The organism is Flavicella sp. (assembly GCF_037132785.1).
In the GTDB taxonomy this organism is placed as follows: Bacteria; Bacteroidota; Bacteroidia; order Flavobacteriales; family Flavobacteriaceae; genus Flavicella.
Genome location: NZ_JBAHZZ010000082.1, coordinates 17,391 through 35,030, shown reverse-complemented (window position 1 = coordinate 35,030; position 17,640 = coordinate 17,391). Strand labels below are relative to the sequence as shown.

Below are 17,640 nucleotides of genomic sequence, written 5' to 3'. Positions count from 1 at the left end.
ACTACATATAAAACCTTCAGACCATTTTATTTTGGCTAAATAAGCCTTACAAGCTTCATCATTTGGTAGTTCTTTTATAAAACTCAGTATATTTTGACCTTGAAAAACATCCATATCTGTTATATTTAATGACACTAAGATACAGAAATTAAATGACTAACTCGGAACATTTAAATGGCACAAGCTTTAAATTCAACATTTGCAAATATTGCAACTACCATACAAATACAACAACCCCTCTAAAAAGGGGCTGTTTCTAAGTCTATTTTTCTCTTAATTTTTCCTTAATATGTACTTCTCTACGCAGTCCACTACTTGAAAATCTATGTTCTCTTTTGTTAAAATATAATTGAATTCCTTTTTCTTCACAGTATTCTCTTCCTGTAAATTTTTTATTTGCATATTCTTCACCGATAATACGGACATTCAATTTAAATGATCGCAATATATCCTCCAAATCTTGCTCTGTAGCATAAGGAACAATCTCATCTACAAACTTGCAACCCTTCAATTGAATATATCTTTCAACCACAGATTGCACAGGTCTGTTTTTTTCTGGTCTATCTAAAGTTGGGTCTGTTTGAATTCCACATATCAAATAATCGCACTGTCTTTTCGCATCTTCTAGCATTGTAATATGCCCTGCATGCAACAAATCGAAAGCACTAAACGTAATTCCTATTTTCATGATTTTATTTTTTCATATTTATCTGCAACAAGATACTATTTTAAGTTTACAAACATAAATCATTAGTCCTTTTAGCTTAACTTCTATTAAACGGATGTTTAGAAACAGGTAAATTTACAAATTCGTGAAATTTCCCCTCTTCTTGTTTACTGATTTTTGCATTTCTAATGGTTTGTACAATTTCAATTGACTGCCTAGCATCTTCTAATCCAAAGCCATTACCTGCCAGTATATCTTGATAACTTTTTGTATGCAATTCTGTAAATCCACCGCTAAACTCAATTTCCTCCCCATCTACAGTAATAGATCTATAGGTGTGCTGTCCTTTTTCTTTTACTTCGTTTGGCAAAGCGTCATAATCAATGGATAAAAACCATTTTACACGTGCTTGTGTAAACTCCAAATACCCAGAAGCTCTATCGTGACTATGCAAATGCACCGTATTTTCTTTTAAATCACCAAATACCCAAGATAACATATCATAAAAATGCACTCCAATGTTTGAAGCAATACCTCCAGATTTCTCAACAGATCCTTTCCAAGATGCATAATACCAGTTTCCACGAGAAGTTAAATAAGTAAGATCTACGTCGTAGACCTTATCCTTTGGGCCTGTAGCAATTTTTTCTTTTAACTCAATAATACTTTGATGCAAACGCAATTGTAAAATTGTATATACTTTTTTTCCTGTTTCTTTTTCAATATCCAAAAGTGCATCTAGATTCCAAGGATTCAATACAAGTGGTTTTTCACAAATAGCATGAGCCCCTGTTCGTAAGGCCATACGAATATGAGCATCGTGTAAATAATTAGGTGTACAAATACTTACATAGTCCAATTGAATATTATTTTCTCTTTTCTGCTTTTCAATATGTCTATCAAAGCGTTCGTATTCAATAAAAAAAGAAGTTTCAGGAAAATAACTATCCAGAACACCAACACTATCATTTTTATCTAAAGCCGCTACTAAATTACCTCCTACATCTTTAATAGCTTTTAAATGCCTTGGTGCAACATAACCAGCTGCTCCTACAAGAGCAAAATTTTTTTTCATCTAGTTTTTTCTTATATGATTAAACAGTATTCCTATCCCTTTATACCATTTAAATAACGTATTAGAGGTGTTTCAAAAGTAAGGTTTTTTAAACAAAAATTCGAAAAAATAATGGTCGTTTTTAAAAAAAAACAGCCTAAATAAGCTGTTATTTGAGCGTGGCTCGATAGATAAACCACAATGGACTTTCAATGACACTTCGATAAATCAACTGAGTTTAGTGTCCTAAAGTGTTTGTTTTCGGAAATTAACACTACCTAAATTAAGCAATTTTCAAAACCCAATCAAAATAAAATTTCAATATGCCTTTTTATCTTTCTTATAGAACATATGCAAAACCGTAGAAAAAACAATTTTCATATCAAGTAAAAAACTCCAATTCTCTATATACCAAATATCATATTTTGCACGGTTTTCCATATCTTTTACCATTTTTGTTTCTCCTCTAAAGCCGTTTATTTGTGCCCAGCCTGTAATGCCTGGTTTAGCAAAGTGGCGTACCATAAACTTATCCACCAACAATCTATATTCATCTGTATGCTTTAACATATGTGGCCGAGGTCCAACCAATGACATTTGATTTAACAATACATTTAGTATTTGAGGCAATTCATCAATACTCGTTCTTCTCATAAATGCACCAAAAGAGGTAATTCTATGGTCATAACGTGTTGCTTGTAACTTGTCTGAACGACTATTTACGGTCATCGACCTAAATTTAAAACATTTAAAAGATACTCCATCTTTCCCTGTTCTTTCTTGCACAAAAAACACAGGCCCTTTACTTGTTGCTTTTATAATCAAAGCAATCAATGGAAACAACCATGAAAACACAAATAGTATAACCCCTAAAGAAAACACAAAATCAAATACTCTTTTAAACATTCGGTTAACCAAACTTTGTAAAGGTTCTTTTCTTGTCTGTAGGATCGGGATATTTTCAATATACTCAATAACAAAACTCTGAAATAGATATTCTGAGAATTCAGGTATGATTTTAACCCGAACTAAATTATTATCGGCATATTGCAACAAATCAATGATAAACGCAGGATCTTTACGCTCCAAAGAAACAACAATCTCATCTAATTTCTCTGACTTTAAAAAGTTAAAAACTTCAGATATTTTCCCAATATGGTACTTTTCAATATTTTTATCTACTTTTCTATCAGTAAATAATCCTACAATCTGAAAACCATAGTTAGGGTTCAAATACACCTTTTTAATCAAACTACACATATTATCATTGAAACCCACTAATAAGATTTTTCTATAATTATACCCACTTCTACGATAGCGTTTTAAAAAGAATATAATTACAATCCTCCATAGTAAAATAAAACCAAAAAAAGCAACAATAATCATAGTTAAAAACATCCGAGAATATTTACAATCTGTAATAAAGAAAATAAGACCTCCACTTAAAAACGCATACACGACAACAGCTAAGATATTCCTAGACAGAACTTTATGAGCATATATAATTCTAGGTAACTCATATAACTTCATTTTAAGTGCAATAACCACCCATAAAATCACACAGCCAAGACCTGCGATTCCATAAAAGTTTTTTTCAGGAAGGACACCTTCAAAAACAATTTTCTTGGCTACAAAAAATGCAAAAATCATCAATATCACATCCACAATTGCAGATAAAAGTGGTACATATTTAGATTTCCCTTGTAACATACATTAATTAAAATTACTTAATAGTACACAAAAAATAGTCAATTATACAGTCTGTAAATCCTGAAGTTGCCTATCCTAGACAAAGGTAAATAAATTAACTTCAGTAATCGAACTCCGACTTCTTATTTAGACATAATTTACTTTAATAGCCTAAGTAAATATTTTCCATAATGATTCTTTTTTAAGGACTCTCCGAGGTTTTGCAAGTCTTTGTCAGAAATCCAACCTTTCCTCCATGCTATTTCCTCTAAACAGGACACCATTAACCCTTGTCTATTTTGAATCGTTTCAATATAATTAGAAGCTTCTAGCAAGGATTGGTGAGTACCTGTATCTAACCAAGAAAAACCACGACCCAATAAGCTCATTTTTAAATTGTCTTGCTTTAAATAATTTAGATTTACAGAAGTAATTTCTAATTCTCCCCGTTGTGACGGTTTTGTATTTTTAGCAATCTCAACTACTGAATTAGGATAAAAATACAAGCCAACCACCGCATAATCTGACTTTGGTTTTTCTGGTTTCTCTTCTATACTTATTACATTTCCTTGCGTATCAAACTCTGCTACTCCATAACGTTCAGCATCTGTTACATAATACCCAAAAATACAGGCCTTTTTTTCATTTTTCACTGTATCCACAGCCGACTTTAATTGCCCTGAAAACCCTTGTCCATAAAATATATTATCGCCGAGCACCAAACAAACATCATCCCCTCCAATAAAATCTTCCCCTAATATAAATGCCTGAGCCAAACCATCTGGCGATGGCTGTACTTTATAAAAAAGCTTTATCCCCCACTGAGAACCATCTCCTAACAAATTTTCAAATAACGGAGTATCTTGAGGTGTTGAAATGATTAAAACCTCTTTAATGCCTGCCAGCATCAAAGTGCTTAAGGGATAATAAATCATAGGTTTGTCGAAAATTGGCAACAGTTGCTTCGATATTCCTTTGGTTATGGGATATAATCTTGTGCCAGATCCTCCTGCTAAAATAATTCCTTTCATATAAAATTTTTAACTTGCTAGGCAAAACCTAACGTTCATTATATTGTTTATCGTAATATTCTTGATAATTACCACTGGTAATATTTTCCATCCAGTTTTCATTTTCCAAATACCAATCAATCGTCTTTTCAAGCCCTTCTTTAAACTGTAAACTAGGAACCCAGTCTAATTCATCTTGTAATTTTGTCGCATCAATTGCATAACGCAAATCATGACCCGCTCTATCTTTCACATAGGTAATTAACTTTTCTGAGGCTCCAGATTCTCTGTCTAATTTTTTATCTAAAATGGAACACAGCACTTTGATCAAGTCTATATTCGTCCATTCGTTATGCCCACCAATATTATAGGTTGCACCAAGCTTTCCTTTATGAAAGATACTATCAATAGCACGTGCATGATCTTCTACCCATAACCAATCTCTAATATTTTCTCCCTTTCCATAAACAGGAAGTGGTAAGTTTTTTTTAATATTATTGATAAACAAAGGAATTAATTTTTCAGGAAACTGAAAAGAGCCATAATTATTAGAACAGTTAGAAATTAATGAAGGTAAACCATAGGTGTCAAAATAGGCTCTTACAAAATGATCAGAACTAGCTTTAGACGCCGAATAAGGGCTGTGTGGATCGTATTTAGTTTCTTCCGTAAACATACCTTCCTTGCCAAGAGAACCATATACCTCATCTGTTGAAACATGGTAAAACAATTTACCTTCAAAATCACCCTTCCAAATTTTCTTTGCTGAATTTAATAAATTTACTGTTCCGATAACATTGGTAAATACAAATTCCGTTGGATTGCTAATAGATCGATCAACATGAGATTCCGCTGCTAAATGTATTACAGCATCAAATTTATATTTTTCAAATACTTCAAACATCATTTGTGCATCTACAATATCCGCTTTTATGAATTCGTAATTTGAAGCTGACTCTACGTCTTTTAAATTTGCGAGATTCCCTGCATAGGTCAGGTTGTCTATATTTACAATTTTATAATTTGGGTATTTTTTTACAAAAAGACGTACTACATGAGAACCTATAAACCCTGCTCCTCCAGTTATTGCAATCGTTTTCATTTTATTTTATTTTAGTACGACTTAGTGTGTACAGTTTTTATAACTTTTGTATTGCTAAAATACATTTTTTCAAACTCTGTTTCCAATGTGGAATTTCTAGTCCAAAATCATTTTTAATTTTTGATTTATTTAACACACTATACGCTGGTCTAGGTGCTGGTGTCGGATACTCTTTTGTCTCAATAGGAAGCACCTTGCAATCTAAGTTAGAAAGTTCCATGATTTCAACTGCAAAATCATACCAAGAAGCCAATCCTTCGTTGGAATAATGATACAATCCTTTTTGACTTCCTCCTTTTTCCAACTCCCTTATAATTTCTAAAATAACACCTGCTAAATCTCCAGCCCAAGTAGGCGTTCCTACCTGATCAAAAATCACATTAAGCTGTTCTCTTTCTCTTCCTAAACGCTGCATCGTTTTTACAAAATTCCCTCCATAAGAGCTATACAGCCAGGCTGTTCTAATGACAATCGATTTAGGGCATTTATTTAAAACCTCCTGTTCTCCTTGCAATTTTGTTCGTCCATACACCGTCATTGGATTAGGACAATCCTTTTCTTTATAAGGCAAATAATGATGTCCATCAAAAACAAAATCGGTAGAAGTATGAATGTATTTTATTTTATTCTTATCTGCTACAATGGCCAAATTTTTTGCTCCCATAACATTTACAGCCTCACAACATTCTATATTAGTCTCTGCTAAATCTACAGCCGTGTATGCCGCACAATTCACAATTGCAGAAATCTCATTTTTAGAAACAAAACTTTCTACTGCTTCTAAATTCGTGATATCTAATTCACTTACATCACAAAACAAAAAATTCCAATTAGGAAAATCTTCTTGCCTTTCTTTTATTTCCGATCCTAATTGACCGTTTGCTCCTGTAACTAATATCTTCATTTATATACGTTTTCTTGCTTAAAAGCCTCAAAGGTAAAAGTTTTAATTTCTTCCAATTTACTTTGAGTTTTATCTTTTTCTGAAAGGCGTACATCTTCTAAGGCTAATTTCCAATCGATCTTTAATGTTGCATCGTTCCAGCTAATACCAGCTTCATGAGCTGGGCTGTAATAATTATCACATTTATAGGCAAATTGAGCTGTTTTACTCAAAACTACAAAACCATGAGCAAAACCTTGAGGCACCCATAATTGTTTTTTGTTTTCCCCCGTTAATAAAACGGAAACATGCTCTCCATAAGTAGGAGATCCTAACCTAATATCTACTGCTACATCTAAAACCTCTCCTTGCATTACACGCACCAACTTACTTTGGGTAAAAGGAGGTCTTTGAAAATGCAAACCACGTAATACTCCATACTCAGAAAAGGATTCATTATCTTGTACGAAATTTACATTTCCAATATATTTTTGAATTTCGTCTAAGCGAAATGTCTCCATAAAATAGCCTCTATCATCACCAAACACTGACGGCTCGAAAACAAGTACTTCTGGGATTTTTGTTTTTGTTATTTTCATGTTTTTTGTTCATTTTTAATAAAAAACCCATTTTTAAATAAAAACAATATCATACTCTTAAAATGAAGATAAGTAGTTTTATTCAATTTAGAACTCAATCTTAGATGGTTATGAATCATTTTAGCTTCTGGGAAATATATCACTGACTTATTTTTAACCCAGGACCTATAGCATAAGTCCTCATCTTCTACATATAAAAAATAATCTTCATCGAAACCACTTAATTCATTATAAAATGATTTTGTCATAAAAAGCGAAGCTCCAATAGCCCAATCTACGGGTTGTGTTTTAGACACATCTATACCATTTAACAGATATGCCTTAATAATTTTATTATTTGAAGTATCTTTCCCTTTAGTAACCAATCTCCAAAATAATATTTTTAATGACATAAACCTCCTTACTGAATATTGAATAGACAAATCAGGATTTAATAATTGAGGTGCAACAATACCAACCTCTCCATTTAATTCGAGGAATCCAAAGAGTTTATCAATACTTCCTCTTAAGATAGTAATATCAGGATTTATAATTGCAACATATTTACCTGATGATTTTAAAACTCCTATGTTATTATTTTCACCAAAACCTTTTATTTTTTTATTTTCAATTAATACAACTTTTTCATAGTTTCTTTTTACAAATTCAAGACTCCCATCAATTGAGCAATTATCCACATAAATAAACTCAAAACTAACAGTAGGAGGGTGGTCTAAAAATATAGATTTAAGCAAAACTTTTAGATATGACAAATGGTTCATTCCAACTGTAACGATTGAAACTTGAAAAATAAAAGGTGAATTCGTACTCCTATTAGACATTAATATTTACGGTATATAGTTAAACCCAGAAAACAGCTCGTTATTTTCTTAAATCGAGGAAAATATCCTGAAATAAGAAAAAATAAGACTCTCAGTATGTCTTTAAATTTTATTACACCCTCAACAAAGATAAACTTATTAAACAAATCCCTAGCACTTTTATAGTCTTTCTCTTTTAAAAACAAACAAGCTACTTCAAACCATTGGTTTTTCATAATCTTCATCTGCATATTCATATCAAACGAGCTTATGTCAACCTCAAAAGTTTTTAAAAACTTTGCTTTAATCTGAAATGCTTGTTTTGAATTAGGATAATTTCTAAAACCTTCAGTTTGCATATAGACATCATAATTTGGACTTACGGCCATTTTATAAGATCTATAAAACCTCATAAGGAATTCTAAATCCTGATGCCTCACAAAAGATTCATCAAACAATCCAATAGTATTAAATAGTGACCTTCTTACCAAAAGTGTAGAAGACGGAGTGCTGGTTATCCCTGATAAAAAATCAAAAGCATAATTACCACTTTCTTTTTCCTTAACAGAATAGATGGCAAAAGTATAATTTTTGTACCTTCTAGTATGAAAACAACAGACTCCTCCCCAAGTATCATCCAAGTTACTAATTTTTTCTACTTGATTTCTTATTTTATCCGGTTTATAAAAATCATCATCATCTAGAAATGCAATATAATCGGCTTTAGAGTATCTTATTCCAGTATTCCTAGCTGCTGCGCCATTTTTATTTACCTCATGTTTCAAATAGATCACTTTTGGGTTTCCAATATATTTTTGCATCATCTTTTGAGTCTCTTCTCTAAATGCATCTCCAAAATTATTATCATCAACTACAATGGCTCTGACCTTTGAATATGTTTGAGAAAGAACACTGTCTATAGCTCTACTCAAATATATTGGTCTTTTATAACTTGGAATAATAACATCAACCACACTCATAACCAACTAACACCTATATAAATGAATAATATTACCATATACTGACTTACAAAACCCCTCCCATGTATTAGTATTTACAAACTCCATAATTAAATTATTATCAATAATTTTTTTATTGTGAATATGTGTAATGATATCCTCATAGGTATCAAAAACAAAACAAAGATCCATTTTTGATAAATCTGAAAACACACCTTTATTAGGGCCAATTACATTCCCCTTAAAAGCTAAAGTATCGAATAAAGCACCTGAACTAGAAAAGGCATTCGATATGTATGGAAAAACAATAAAATCAGACATATTTATATAATCTTCTATTTCTTCAAAAGAGGGGCATCTATTCTCTATTGAAATCAAATTTGTTTCATAAGATTTTAACTTATTGAAATACTCTTTATTAGAACAACTACCAATGACTTTAATTTTATACATTATCTCTTTGTCTTTTAAAAATTCTAAAAAAGGAACAATCCCTTTATAGGGTTCAATTGTTCCCCATATAAAAATATCATAATTAGATTTTTTATGCAATAAATTTCTAGTATTTATATCGGAGTTTGGATGAATTAAATTGACAAGTTTTGACTTCGTTCTTTTATCACAGTAATCATAAGCTAAAGTTGAGTGTACAATAATTAAATCAGAATATTTAAATAATATTCTTTTAATCAATTTCGAAATAAAACTCTCTCCTAAATGAGGGTGAATATTATGATAAAACCAAATAATTTTAACCCTCCGAATCTTCATTACTATAAAAGTCAAAATGAAAACTAAAAATTGAGCACCTCCTTTATTACGGTATCCCAAATCCTCAATCCAATTAAACAATATTATATCCATTTTGAATACTGATTTACAGAGGTCAATAATCGAAACTTCAACGAACCGTCTATAGGTAAGTACATTAAAATAATGTAACAATCCTTCGGATAAGTTTTCTACATAGGGATTCCTAATCATCTCTCTATCCAAAGGGGGATATGGAGGGTATATATATATATCTTTCATTTATTTAATAATAAATGATTATTCTTCAAAAAAACCAAAAATGCATATACTATATCAAAGATTGATATCTTGAATGTTTTTCTATTAAAAAACCAAAAAGTTAAATATTTAAACATTCCACTCGAAAATGAATTAGTCATTGCGTGTATTTTTTTCTTTTGAGTATAACTTGGGAGCATAGACACAATACTATCCATCAATACCTTATCCTTACCTACTAACGTCGTTTCTTCTAAATAAACAACCAACCAATCATGCAGCCTGTTAATTGCCTTAATTTTAAGTTTGGCATTATCTGATGTAGATGAAATCGTAAGAGAACTCTTTCTATAGCATAGCAACGGCAAATTGACATGGGCAATACCCTTGTCTTTCATCGCTATATAAGAAGACAAATCATCAGACCCCCAAGCCAAAGGCAACTTGAAAAATCCACCATCTCTGATAAATTCTTCTCTTTTATATACAAAATCTGAAACATATTGAAGTCGTACTAAATTAACTCTATGCCAAATATTCTCTATAGTTGTTTCATAAGAAGGTAAAGAAGAGGTTATATCAATTTTAATTGAAAATTCATTAATAATATATGATTGACAATGAAACACATTCAAATTAGGATATTCTAATATTAATTTATGAAACTCATACAAATAATTCTTTTCTAAAACATCGTCATCTCCTAATAGAATAAAATAATCTCCTTTAGCAATAGATAAACATTTATTCCAATTCTCAACCACATTCTCTGCACCAAAGTTTACCTCATTTTTATAATATCTAATTCTAGAATCATCATAAGAATTTACAAGTTCATCAATAGAATCTGGCGAGTTATCATTCACTATAATCAATTCAAAATTGACATAATACTGCCCCAAGACACTATCAATACATTCTTTTAAAAAAGCTAATTTAAAAGCCGGAATTCCAATACTAAAAAAAACATGTTGATTATTATTTTTCATCCACTTCAATCATTAAATTATTCTGAGAACTGTAGCAAGACTCTAATACATACAAGGCAATACAAATTGTAAGAATTGTAGAATTTAAAAGCACTAACCCAGACAACACATTTGCAAACGCAAGAAAAATAATATACCATTTTGCAAAAGAACACTCTACCTTAATATCTTTTTGAACTATAACCTTATAAAACAAATGTACCAATATAAGAAGTCCTAAGAGTCCAAAAAGAGCAAAAACTTGAGCATACCCGACATCGCTCATATAAATTCCTTTGTAGTTTAAGGTATGTATGTAATAAGAACCGTAGGGACTAGAATAATGAGGTACACCATTCCCAAATAAAAATGAAAATATATTTGGAGAAAACTCAGTAAAAAAAAAACTATAAGCTTTTGTTCGTATATCCTCAGACCCTGAATTTACAATCTGACCCTCAGTGATTTTCACTAATAATTGTAAGAAAGGTAATCGACTATATACATAGGATACAATCAAGACAACTACCGAAATAAAACTAATTTTTTTCCATAAAACCAACTCTTTGAAAATAACAAAAAAGCCTATAACAAATGTTATTAAAATATATTGCCTGATTACGTGTAAAACAATAAACGCAAATAAAGCTATTGTAGAAATCAACCAAAATTTACTTTTTTTAATAGAATATTTAGACAATGCTAAAAAAAAACCTAAATAAATAAAACTTCTCCCAGGAATAAAAAACCTATACACCCCACGATTAGAGTGAATTCCTTTTGATTCATCTCCAAACGTTACGTTAGGGAAATTAAAAAGACTATATAAATAACAAATAATGTATGAAAAACAAAACATCCATATTAGTTTTTCTATCAATTCTAAATTTGGTTGCAATTTTAAAAGGACAAAAAACAATACAAACGAAAGATAAGGAAGGAGACCTCGTATACTCAAGTCAAATGGCTGACTCCATGAATAATAAGCAGTAAAGACACTAAACATCATTAATAACAACAAATATTTAATAGAATTCGAATATCTATACTTTTGAAGTTTTTTAAATAAAAACTCACGATAAGAATATAAAAAAGCGACCAATAATAAAAACCAATAAACAGCTTTTAAAATTCGTATTTTCAAAAAAACAGGTTTGTAAAAGTAAAAAGCAGAATAGCTAAACAATACTACAAACAGAATAATTAAATTTTTAATTTTTATCACTGATTCAACTATTTAGTTAATAATGAACGTTTCAATTCTGAAAAAGTAAATACACGAAATAATAAAATAAGAATAAAAAACACAAAATACCAAACTAAACTTTTTATAAAAATGGTAACATAAGTATTCTCAAACTCGAAATCTAAAAAAATTAATAAAAACAGGCTACAAAAACCAATAAAACTAGGAATAACAAAAGACTTAAATACTAATAATGAATTAAGTCCCAACACCTTGGAGTTAAAATAAAGATAATAAAAGCTCATTTGAATCAATATATAAATACTATAACCAAATACTGCTGAACCAGCACCAAATTCTTCAACAAACATTGAATTAACAACGAGTGAAACGACACAAGCAACACCGCTGCTATACACTAACATTTTTGTTTTCCCTGTAGACAATACTAAACTCGCTATTGGAGTGTTATGTAAAAAAAACAAAATCGTAATTATCCAAATATTTAACCAAAATGATAAATTCACATATTCAACCCCTACATACAGTAGAATTAAGTTTTCAGAATTTAATAATAATGGGAAACACAATAAACAGCAAATAAACGAAGTGTACTTAGTTGTACTATATGCAAATTTTTGTATTTCAATTTGATTATTCACCAATATAAGTTTAGAGGTTTTAGGTAGAAAAATTGTAATAAACATACCGCCAATTGAAATAATAAAAATACTAATTGTTTCCATTATTCTGTAATCTGCAATTAATTCAACTCCTTTATCGGAAAACACACCTAACACGATCGGTCTCATTTTGGTAGCAGTAGCCTGAAAAACAGCCATTAAAATAAGAGCTAAACTATATTTAAGGATTGGTCTAAAATTTAACCAGTCGAATCCAGGAAAAACACTATCAATCAATTTCTCGTTTTTCACCTTAATATAGTAAGGAATAAAAATCAATGTATTAATCGAAACATACAATATAAAATAAGAAAGCAACGACAGATTAAAAAAAAGTGTAACTACCAATACAACTAAATTTAATAAACTTTTAATTACATTCCATTGTTGTATATAAACCATATTTTCATTGGCAATCAGTAATTGCATAAAAACAGTAGTACTCCAGTTTATAATAGCTATAGTAGCAAGTACGAATAATAGTTCTTTAAAAACTTCGGCACTTTCTTGATTTAAAGAAAACAATTCACTTGTAAAAAAAGACAAACCAACTAGTAATAAAAAATTAACAAGACCAACCACAAAATAAAAACTAATACTGGTTCTTGCTACACTACTTAAAATAATGTGTTTTTTCAATAAAATCCATTCAGAAAAATACTTAACCGAACCTATATTTACTCCCATATCAAGGATCTGTAAATAAGCATTTATTGAAAAGGCTAAAGCAATTAAACCAAAGTGCTCTTTACCAAAATAAGTCAATAATAATGGAACCGATATAAATTTAACGATAGAATCTAATATTTTAGATAAAAACCCCCAGATAAATGAATTCTTTATATATTTAGAAGTATTGCTACTAACCATTAATGAGCTTATTTAATTTTGACATTTCATCAATTAATTGAATCTTCTTCAATTTCCACCATTTGCTAGCTTCTAACTTGTGTATTATATCATCACTAAATCTTCTTCTAATAAACTGAACTGGATTTCCAGCATAAACTGAATAACTAACATCTATATTTTTGGTAACAATTGACCCTGCACCAATGATAACCCCATCTGAAATTCTATCTACACTTGGCAAAATAATAACGTCTTCCCCTATCCACACATCATTGCCAATCGTTAGCTTCGGCCTAATCAATTTATCTGAACATACATAGCCAGCAATTGGGTTAAACACAATTGGATGTGTTGTAAATGTATCGTCGGGATGATTTGCCCGATAAATTTTCACATTTGGAGCGATAGAACAATAGTTTCCAAATTTGACCGGAGCATTTATATTTTTTTTATTAAAGCAACCACCATAAGTTCCGTATCCAATTTCGATTCTAAATTGACTTTCATAAACTCTTCTTACAAATTCAGAATACATATACCCTCCTTCTAATTTTACAATACTCTTTAAGAAGTAATTTTTAAACCCAAAAAAAGCACAATTATACATCCAAATTAACAACTTTAACCTCATCATTTAATTGTTCTTTTTAAGGTTCCTAAAAACTCTCTAGCAATAGTTATAATACTTAATGACAAAGTATTTTTAAGCAAGTTTAAGTTTTTAAAATTAAGTTTTATTCGCTTTACAATCATAAAAGAAAATATCCTTACTCCTGCTTTTTTCCTTCTATTAAACTGATAGGGTTGCATAATTTTTAATTTTTCTTTTGAAATCAAATTTATTGTGATAGCCTCACTCTTCACAATAGAAGTCACAATATCTTTTGCTTTTAAACTTCTAACAATTAAAAGACTTAGCCCTTTTTTCTCGGTAAAATCTGGATAGCCATCTTTCGTTTCCCAAGCATCACCAACAACAATATCTGCCTGAAGTCCAATACCATCTGGGCAAATCTTGCAACGGGGATGAATTTCTTTACCTAACACATTCCCCCAAGATTCGTTATACGACATTTTAAATTCTAAATCATTTTTATCAGTAAAGGAAAAAAAACCTGGCCAACCATTTCCTCTATAAATTAGGTTATGAACAGGTCTATCAGGGTTAAAGCCATCAATAAGTCTATCGGTAGCATTTCTTGAAGGCATTCCTGCGCAAATGATTGCGATATTCAATTTGAACCTATCCTTATATTTTGGAAATTCAACTAATAGATTAGTAAGTCCTGAAATATCACAAGGCTTACCAATAAAACAAAAAGTCATGATTGTAGACTCCAATAATTCAATAATCTTGTCAAAGACTAAAGCAGGCGCATAACGTGAGGACGCGCAATTCAAGACATCTTCTCTTGTTTTCGAAACTCTTAATGTGTTTCTAGAATAATCATCTTTATCACCACCTACCTGTAAAACAGCATCAACGCTATTGGTTTCTAAAAGGAAAATTGCTATGGCAGAAACCACTCCACCAGAAGAACCTATATGACGAACAATCGGTTCATTTGCATAAGAACTATATAAATTTTCAATTGCTCCCCACACCCCTGATTTCATAGAGTATTCAATATCTCCTACTACATTTACACTTGGACAAATTCGTTTAATGATATCGTCTGAAATAGGAACATAATTTATGACTTTAGGATACAAAAAACCATTTTCATCAAAGTGCATTTTGATATTATTACTCCCTGAAACACTTTCACAAAGTCCACATCCTATACATAAATCACTCTCTACTATTTTCGTAACAAAAGATTTCATTAATTAATAATGTTTGAAATATGTAACTTTAACAACTTTATCCTAGGATATACTATTTCATTCAGTGAGGTATCAATAGCATCAACAAGCTCAACTCTATTTTCAAAGGCATTTATTATATTATTTAAAACTGTAACCTCCTCTGAATTCACACAATCTCCTAACCATTTATATTTCAGAGTATCCACAAACAAACCATTAAACTTTCTACTATATGCCATTGGACATACGGCTACACTAGATGAAAATGCAGCAATACATGCATGCATCCTCGCACCAGTAAAAAAATCTAATCCACTGATAAATGATTTTGCTTCAATAGGGTTTGAAAACCTTGGAGCTAAAATCACATTGGGAAATGTTTTTTGAAGTTCTTCTGCAGCATAATAATCATCTTCAACTTCTTGAGATTTCCCGGGAACTACATGTGACACTATATATATTTGAACATTTTCTTTTTCATAAAAAAACCTTAATGTATTAAAAATTAACTTTTTAAAATTTGTTTTTAAATTGAATTGATTATTTCTCGTATATCCACCATTCCAAAGTAATCCGGAAACATTTATACCTACATTAATTTTCGTTTTATCAAAATGTTTTCTATCAAAAGGCAGATAAAAAGCTACATCAATCGATTCTGATATAATAGTTGCAGAAAGATGATTTTTTGTATATAAAAAACTCTTATTATCTCTACTAACAACAGCCTCCATCTTATTCATAATTAAAAAAGCCTTTTTCTCATGATTTTTATCTTTAAACGGACCAATAGTTTGTGGCAATAAAAATTGTTTAGTCCCTAATAAATTAAAAAAAACTTTTGAGTTTTTAATTTTATTAAATCTCTTATCACCATAAATATCAGTAAAACTATCTCCTTCTGCTATATCAAAAAGATAATCAAACCCTATTAACTTTCTTAGTTTATATTTTCTTGGAAATAATAAAAACTTAACTATAGCCTTAAAGTTATAAAAATCAAACCCAAACACATTATCAAATTCAATCTTATCGGTTCCAATCACTAAGCTATCACTTGTATTTTTAGAGCTACCAATAAAAGAAACTTCAAATTCTTCTATCCCTCTTGTTTTTAGCACATCATGAATAATTGAAAGTGCCGAGTAAGCTAACGCAGCAACCCCCATATTTTTATTATAAGGATTAGCCCATACAATACCTATTTTTATCTTTTTCATATTATTCAATTAGGAAAAATATTTCCAATCCACATTTAATTTTCTTATTTTTTCTTTCCCAAACAAAATCGATACACCTACTCCTCCTCCAAGAAACACCCAAAAAATCAGAATGAACAACCTCTTTGGCTTAGACCTCTCAAGAGGAATATTCACAGGTTGCAAAATCGTAAATACTGGAGTATCTTCAGAAACTTGAATATACTGAGCTTCTAATTGATTTGCCAATTCTGTATAAACGCTATAAACCAAATTGTATTCATCTTGTAATGATTGCAATTTGATTCTACTCATTGAAGAGTTAACAAATTTATTTTTATCTTCAAAGTTTGCTAACTTTAACTGAATTACAATAAATTTTTCTTCAATACTCTGATACCTTTCTTTGATAAAAGCCAATTTTTCTTTTGATTTTCTGCTTTTTAATTCAATAATAAATTCCTGCAAAAGCACCTCGGCTCTATAAACTAACTCAGCACTAGCAATTGCTTCTGTCATATTTCCACTAATATAAATATAGCCATCATCTTCATTCACTTCCAAAAACAACTGTTTACTCAATCTATCAATTAACTTCTGTTGCTCTTCAGATATGAATAATAAGCTAGGTTTAGCAAACTCACCTTCTAAACTACGTTCCGGTTTATATAAATCAGCAGATTTCGGCTTCCCTTTAATTACCGAAATTAGCAATCCTGGTAAACCTATAGTATATTTTTTTATATATCCGAGAATACTAGGTCTATATATATTCGAATAATACTCTTCATAAGTGATTTTCTTAGTTTCACCCTCAATTGTTAAAGGAGTTTTCAATAATTCCAATTGAAATGGAATACTATAAACTATTTGAGGGTATAAAGAAGGTGTTATTTCAGATCCAGAACTCATTGACCCTAAATTGATCCCAGCCATTGCAGCTAATCCTCCTAAACCTCCTCCAATACTACTTTCCCCGTCTTGAGGAATAAATGTGGTAGACGCAGTATACTCTTTCTCAGAAAAAACAGCTACAAACAGGCCTAATATCATAAAGATAATCATCGTTATTATAATAGTTTTCCTCCCTAACCATAGGGTTTTAGCTAAAGCCAACAAATCAATCTCATCCTCTGCAGCCATATTATTTTTATTATTCTGACTCATAA

17 protein-coding genes and 1 pseudogene are annotated in these 17,640 nt (G+C 30.4%); all 18 read right to left on the bottom strand.

The window, feature by feature from the left end; translation table 11 throughout:
• A pseudogene (locus V5787_RS05555) lies at nt 1-114 on the bottom strand (IS1595 family transposase); the annotation flags it as partial.
• A 148-nt stretch (nt 115-262) separates the two neighbouring features.
• Nucleotides 263-688 (bottom strand): adenylyltransferase/cytidyltransferase family protein, encoded by a 426-nt coding sequence (locus V5787_RS05550; protein WP_336892274.1) that lies wholly within the window; start codon nt 686-688, stop codon nt 263-265.
• 76 nt (nt 689-764) lie between these two features.
• Nucleotides 765-1,742, bottom strand: a complete 978-nt coding sequence (locus V5787_RS05545; RefSeq protein ID WP_336892273.1) for a Gfo/Idh/MocA family oxidoreductase — start codon at nt 1,740-1,742, stop codon at nt 765-767.
• Between the two features lie 297 nt (nt 1,743-2,039).
• Nucleotides 2,040-3,431 carry an undecaprenyl-phosphate glucose phosphotransferase gene (locus V5787_RS05540; RefSeq protein ID WP_336892272.1) on the bottom strand — a complete coding sequence of 464 codons (1,392 nt, stop codon included), beginning with the start codon at nt 3,429-3,431 and terminating at the stop codon, nt 2,040-2,042.
• Between the two features lie 137 nt (nt 3,432-3,568).
• Nucleotides 3,569-4,441 carry a glucose-1-phosphate thymidylyltransferase RfbA gene (gene rfbA, locus V5787_RS05535; RefSeq protein WP_336892271.1) on the bottom strand — a complete coding sequence of 291 codons (873 nt, stop codon included), beginning with the start codon at nt 4,439-4,441 and terminating at the stop codon, nt 3,569-3,571.
• 28 nt (nt 4,442-4,469) lie between these two features.
• Nucleotides 4,470-5,522, bottom strand: a complete 1,053-nt coding sequence (gene rfbB, locus V5787_RS05530) for a dTDP-glucose 4,6-dehydratase (RefSeq protein WP_336892270.1) — start codon at nt 5,520-5,522, stop codon at nt 4,470-4,472.
• Between the two features lie 37 nt (nt 5,523-5,559).
• A complete protein-coding gene (rfbD, locus tag V5787_RS05525) occupies nt 5,560-6,426 on the bottom strand; it encodes a dTDP-4-dehydrorhamnose reductase (RefSeq protein WP_336892269.1) in 867 nt (288 codons plus the stop codon).
• Complete coding sequence (rfbC, locus tag V5787_RS05520; RefSeq protein ID WP_336892268.1) at nt 6,423-7,004, bottom strand: dTDP-4-dehydrorhamnose 3,5-epimerase; 582 nt, start codon at nt 7,002-7,004, stop codon at nt 6,423-6,425. Before rfbC ends, rfbD begins: the two co-directional genes overlap by 4 nt.
• Entirely contained in the window at nt 7,001-7,825 is an 825-nt protein-coding gene (locus V5787_RS05515) for a glycosyltransferase family 2 protein (protein WP_336892267.1), read from the bottom strand. The genes rfbC and V5787_RS05515 overlap by 4 nt, the downstream gene beginning before the upstream one ends.
• Nucleotides 7,825-8,784: a glycosyltransferase family 2 protein gene (locus V5787_RS05510; protein ID WP_336892266.1), complete on the bottom strand. Its 960-nt coding sequence runs from the start codon at nt 8,782-8,784 to the stop codon at nt 7,825-7,827. Before V5787_RS05510 ends, V5787_RS05515 begins: the two co-directional genes overlap by 1 nt.
• A gap of 6 nt (nt 8,785-8,790) precedes the next feature.
• Nucleotides 8,791-9,795 (bottom strand): hypothetical protein, encoded by a 1,005-nt coding sequence (locus V5787_RS05505; RefSeq protein WP_336892265.1) that lies wholly within the window; start codon nt 9,793-9,795, stop codon nt 8,791-8,793.
• Entirely contained in the window at nt 9,792-10,763 is a 972-nt protein-coding gene (locus V5787_RS05500; protein WP_336892264.1) for a glycosyltransferase, read from the bottom strand. Before V5787_RS05500 ends, V5787_RS05505 begins: the two co-directional genes overlap by 4 nt.
• Nucleotides 10,753-11,886 (bottom strand): hypothetical protein, encoded by a 1,134-nt coding sequence (locus tag V5787_RS05495; protein WP_336892263.1) that lies wholly within the window; start codon nt 11,884-11,886, stop codon nt 10,753-10,755. The genes V5787_RS05500 and V5787_RS05495 overlap by 11 nt, the downstream gene beginning before the upstream one ends.
• An 89-nt stretch (nt 11,887-11,975) precedes the next feature.
• Nucleotides 11,976-13,481: an oligosaccharide flippase family protein gene (locus V5787_RS05490; RefSeq protein WP_336892262.1), complete on the bottom strand. Its 1,506-nt coding sequence runs from the start codon at nt 13,479-13,481 to the stop codon at nt 11,976-11,978.
• The gene (locus V5787_RS05485; RefSeq protein ID WP_336892261.1) at nt 13,474-14,097 is read right to left on the bottom strand and encodes a CatB-related O-acetyltransferase; all 624 of its coding nucleotides are present in this window, start codon (nt 14,095-14,097) and stop codon (nt 13,474-13,476) included. Before V5787_RS05485 ends, V5787_RS05490 begins: the two co-directional genes overlap by 8 nt.
• A complete protein-coding gene (locus tag V5787_RS05480) occupies nt 14,094-15,290 on the bottom strand; it encodes a Coenzyme F420 hydrogenase/dehydrogenase, beta subunit C-terminal domain (protein WP_336892260.1) in 1,197 nt (398 codons plus the stop codon). Before V5787_RS05480 ends, V5787_RS05485 begins: the two co-directional genes overlap by 4 nt.
• Nucleotides 15,290-16,492, bottom strand: a complete 1,203-nt coding sequence (locus V5787_RS05475; protein WP_336892259.1) for a polysaccharide pyruvyl transferase family protein — start codon at nt 16,490-16,492, stop codon at nt 15,290-15,292. Before V5787_RS05475 ends, V5787_RS05480 begins: the two co-directional genes overlap by 1 nt.
• A gap of 9 nt (nt 16,493-16,501) precedes the next feature.
• The gene (locus V5787_RS05470; RefSeq protein WP_336892258.1) at nt 16,502-17,638 is read right to left on the bottom strand and encodes a Wzz/FepE/Etk N-terminal domain-containing protein; all 1,137 of its coding nucleotides are present in this window, start codon (nt 17,636-17,638) and stop codon (nt 16,502-16,504) included.
• Nucleotides 17,639-17,640 lie beyond the last annotated feature (2 nt).

Bases quoted from the DNA above. Each gene is read 5' to 3' on its own strand.
- V5787_RS05505 (WP_336892265.1), bottom strand. From the start codon at position 9,795: ATGAAAGATATATATATATACCCTCCATATCCCCCTTTGGATAGAGAG.
- rfbD (WP_336892269.1), bottom strand. From the start codon at position 6,426: ATGAAGATATTAGTTACAGGAGCAAACGGTCAATTAGGATCGGAAATA.
- rfbC (WP_336892268.1), bottom strand. From the start codon at position 7,004: ATGAAAATAACAAAAACAAAAATCCCAGAAGTACTTGTTTTCGAGCCG.
- V5787_RS05470 (WP_336892258.1), bottom strand. From the start codon at position 17,638: ATGAGTCAGAATAATAAAAATAATATGGCTGCAGAGGATGAGATTGAT.
- V5787_RS05480 (WP_336892260.1), bottom strand. From the start codon at position 15,290: ATGAAATCTTTTGTTACGAAAATAGTAGAGAGTGATTTATGTATAGGA.
- rfbA (WP_336892271.1), bottom strand. From the start codon at position 4,441: ATGAAAGGAATTATTTTAGCAGGAGGATCTGGCACAAGATTATATCCC.
- V5787_RS05515 (WP_336892267.1), bottom strand. From the start codon at position 7,825: ATGTCTAATAGGAGTACGAATTCACCTTTTATTTTTCAAGTTTCAATC.
- V5787_RS05540 (WP_336892272.1), bottom strand. From the start codon at position 3,431: ATGTTACAAGGGAAATCTAAATATGTACCACTTTTATCTGCAATTGTG.
- V5787_RS05550 (WP_336892274.1), bottom strand. From the start codon at position 688: ATGAAAATAGGAATTACGTTTAGTGCTTTCGATTTGTTGCATGCAGGG.
- V5787_RS05475 (WP_336892259.1), bottom strand. From the start codon at position 16,492: ATGAAAAAGATAAAAATAGGTATTGTATGGGCTAATCCTTATAATAAA.
- rfbB (WP_336892270.1), bottom strand. From the start codon at position 5,522: ATGAAAACGATTGCAATAACTGGAGGAGCAGGGTTTATAGGTTCTCAT.
- V5787_RS05510 (WP_336892266.1), bottom strand. From the start codon at position 8,784: ATGAGTGTGGTTGATGTTATTATTCCAAGTTATAAAAGACCAATATAT.
- V5787_RS05490 (WP_336892262.1), bottom strand. From the start codon at position 13,481: ATGGTTAGTAGCAATACTTCTAAATATATAAAGAATTCATTTATCTGG.
- V5787_RS05545 (WP_336892273.1), bottom strand. From the start codon at position 1,742: ATGAAAAAAAATTTTGCTCTTGTAGGAGCAGCTGGTTATGTTGCACCA.
- V5787_RS05485 (WP_336892261.1), bottom strand. From the start codon at position 14,097: ATGATGAGGTTAAAGTTGTTAATTTGGATGTATAATTGTGCTTTTTTT.
- V5787_RS05500 (WP_336892264.1), bottom strand. From the start codon at position 10,763: ATGAAAAATAATAATCAACATGTTTTTTTTAGTATTGGAATTCCGGCT.